Annotated in this window: 2 protein-coding genes and 1 pseudogene; all 3 read right to left on the bottom strand. The window is 65.4% G+C overall.

Annotation, left to right across the window (positions count from 1 at the left end; genetic code table 11):
- A pseudogene (locus tag ACLP25_RS00560) lies at nt 1-338 on the bottom strand (hypothetical protein); the annotation flags it as partial.
- A 937-nt stretch (nt 339-1,275) separates the two neighbouring features.
- The gene (locus ACLP25_RS00555) at nt 1,276-2,001 is read right to left on the bottom strand and encodes a recombinase family protein (protein ID WP_442467303.1); all 726 of its coding nucleotides are present in this window, start codon (nt 1,999-2,001) and stop codon (nt 1,276-1,278) included.
- A 13-nt stretch (nt 2,002-2,014) separates the two neighbouring features.
- Nucleotides 2,015-2,571: recombinase family protein (locus ACLP25_RS00550; protein ID WP_442467302.1), on the bottom strand; the 557-nt coding region annotated here is incomplete at its 5' end.

The raw sequence follows: 2,571 nt of genomic DNA, 5'->3' as shown, positions 1-2,571 counted from the left end.
CACCCGACGGGTCCACAGGCGACCTCCCATGGACTACACGGGATACCCCGCCGCCCCCCTCGGAAAGAATAGACAATCTGCAGCGCCTTGAAGATGCCGGCGACGTAACCGATGCGGCGCAAAGTGTCGGCTGGGACGCGCACCCCGTTTCCGGCGCGCCAGGCATAGTAAGTCCGCGACGGCGGGCTCCCCAAGAGCACGCGCGCGTCTTCGGCGCCAACCTGCCATTTGTCCATGATCAAAAAGAACCCACGCAGTGCGTCGGTCGGAACGACCTTCGCAGGGGCGAGGCGATCCTGTTCACGAGCGGCGAGCATCATGTCCTCCACGTTTAGCATAAAATAGGTCTTTCGCTGCAAATTCGCAAGGCCAGTCTTCGGTTTTTCGCAGACTAATTCACTTGCTGCGAGCGACGTCGGCCTTTGCAGATGCTGGCCCTGGCAACCGTCGCTTGCTACCGTCCTTCGTGCCCCAGTACGGCGGGAGGGATTTCCTATGCGTCAATCTGTGCTTCGTTTCGGTTCCGCCGCCTTGGTCGCCCTTGGAATCGCGCTCGCCGGTTCGACCTCGGCAAACGCGGAAAGCATCATGAAAGAGTGCGGCTCGGAGTGGCAGGCGGCCAAAGCGGCGGGGACCACGAACGGTCAAACGTGGCAGGAGTTCTTGAAGTCCTGCCGGGCCCAGCATGCGAGCGCCACACAGACCCCGGCGTCTCAAACACCCTCGCCGGCTCAGACCGGGTCGCTCTTTCCGTGGCAACAGCCCGCCGCTCCCGCGCCGACGGCCGCGGCGGCTTCCAACCAAAGCGTCATGGCCGCGTGCGGAGAGCAGTGGAAACAGGCGAAAGCCGCGGGCACGACCGGCGGAGCGACTTGGCCGCAATTCTTGAAGCAATGCCGTGCCCAAATGTCGGGCGCATCATCGGCCTCAGCCGCGCCCGCGCCCGCGCCGAGCGTGGCACCCCCGGCGCCAGCACCGGCGCCGGCGCAGACCGGGTCGTTGTTCCCATGGCAACAACCTGCCGCGCCAGCCCCAGCCCCGACGACGTACAGCGCGCCCGCGCCGGCCGCCGGAGGCGCAACGGCGCAGCAAGTTCAATATCGTTGCCCCGGCGCGACGGTCGTTTGGGTCAACGAGCATTCGCATATCTATCATTTCCCCAACAACCACGATTACGGGAACACGAAACGCGGTGAATACATGTGCGAGGCTGATGCACAGGCCTCCGGCAACCGCGCCGCGAAAAATGAAAAACATCCATGAGGCTTTGAGCTTTCACCGGCGCACACCCCGACCGTTCGGTTGCGGCACCGGCGTGATTTCTCCAAGGAGCGCGAAAGCGGCTCTAACCGCGGCCGGATACCATATCCGGCCCTTGCCAGGCGGTTCGATCCGCCGCAAGGTAAGATCGACCGCGATCCCATGAACAGATCGCCCGGCGTCCCGCAGATCGCAGATCAACGGCGACAGATCCTTCGCTCTGGCCAAGGCGCGCTCGCGGCGAGCCGCGTGACTGGCTGCGGTCCCGCCGACAAGATAGGTCTGAAAATCGGGACGAACGATGCCGCCCATCTTGGCCCCTCTGGACTTCCGGATCGCCGCAGCGGCCTTGCTCCGCTCGGACATCAGCTTAAGCTCGTACTCGGCAACGGCCGCAAGGATGTGGATCGTGAACCGGTTGGCGAGCGGCATGTCGGCCGCGACGAAATCGGCGCCGCTGTCCATGAGCTTGGTGATCAGCGCGACGTTCCGAGCGAGCCGGTCGAGCTTGGCGATCACGAGCGCGGCGCGATAGACGCGACACACGCGGAGCGCCTCGGCGAGCTGCGGACGATCGGCCACTCGCCCGCTCTCGATATCGGTGAACTCGGCGATCAGGTCGCCACTCTCTTCGACAAGAAACCGGCGGACCGCCTCATGCTGCGCCTCGAGCCCGAGCCCGGAGCGCGCTTGGGTGTCCGTCGAGACCCGATAGTAGGCGACGAACCGTCCAGCCTTCATGATGGGTCTCCGCTTACCTGGCCGGCGCTTGAGGCAGGTGATGGTGATGGAGCTTCCAAACCGCGGAGCCGCGCCAGATCCCTGCCCTCGGCGTCGGCACGCCGAGCCGCCCGAATTCGCCGGCAATCGCGTCGTAGGTCCAGCCGGCGGCGCGGAGGGGGGCGATGATCGGCGCGAACCGCTTCGCCCGCTGAAGCTTACGGAAAGCCTTGGAGCCCAGTGTGAGCGCGAGCGCCGTGTCCTCGTTCGGCGGCGTTTCGCCGGATGTCAGCTCGAGGACCCGGCGGACCGTATTGTCATGCCATCGCTGACCTCGAACGGTAGGAACGCCTCGGCGGTTCATCTCCGCCGCGATCGCCTCCTTCGACATCCCCCGAGACAGCATCTCCCAGATCGGCGGCGCCACGAATTTCGCGCGGGCCTTGCTTTGAAGGACCTGCGACCGTGGCCGCGGCGGCTTCAAGGCGGCAGTCTCGCCGCCGAACTCCTCCGCGGTCTGCCGCATGATTTTCCCGATCGCGGGACCCCACCATCGCTTACGAGGCGCCTTGACGCCCTGCTCATTGAGGT

Origin of the sequence: Roseiarcus sp. (assembly GCF_052145395.1) — a bacterium.
Taxonomy (GTDB): Bacteria; Pseudomonadota; Alphaproteobacteria; order Rhizobiales; family Beijerinckiaceae; genus Roseiarcus.
The sequence above is the reverse complement of the archived record's forward strand: the minus strand, read 5'-3'. Positions and strand labels throughout refer to the sequence as shown.

Bases quoted from the DNA above. Each gene is read 5' to 3' on its own strand.
- ACLP25_RS00555 (WP_442467303.1), bottom strand. From the start codon at position 2,001: ATGAAGGCTGGACGGTTCGTCGCCTACTATCGGGTCTCGACGGACACC.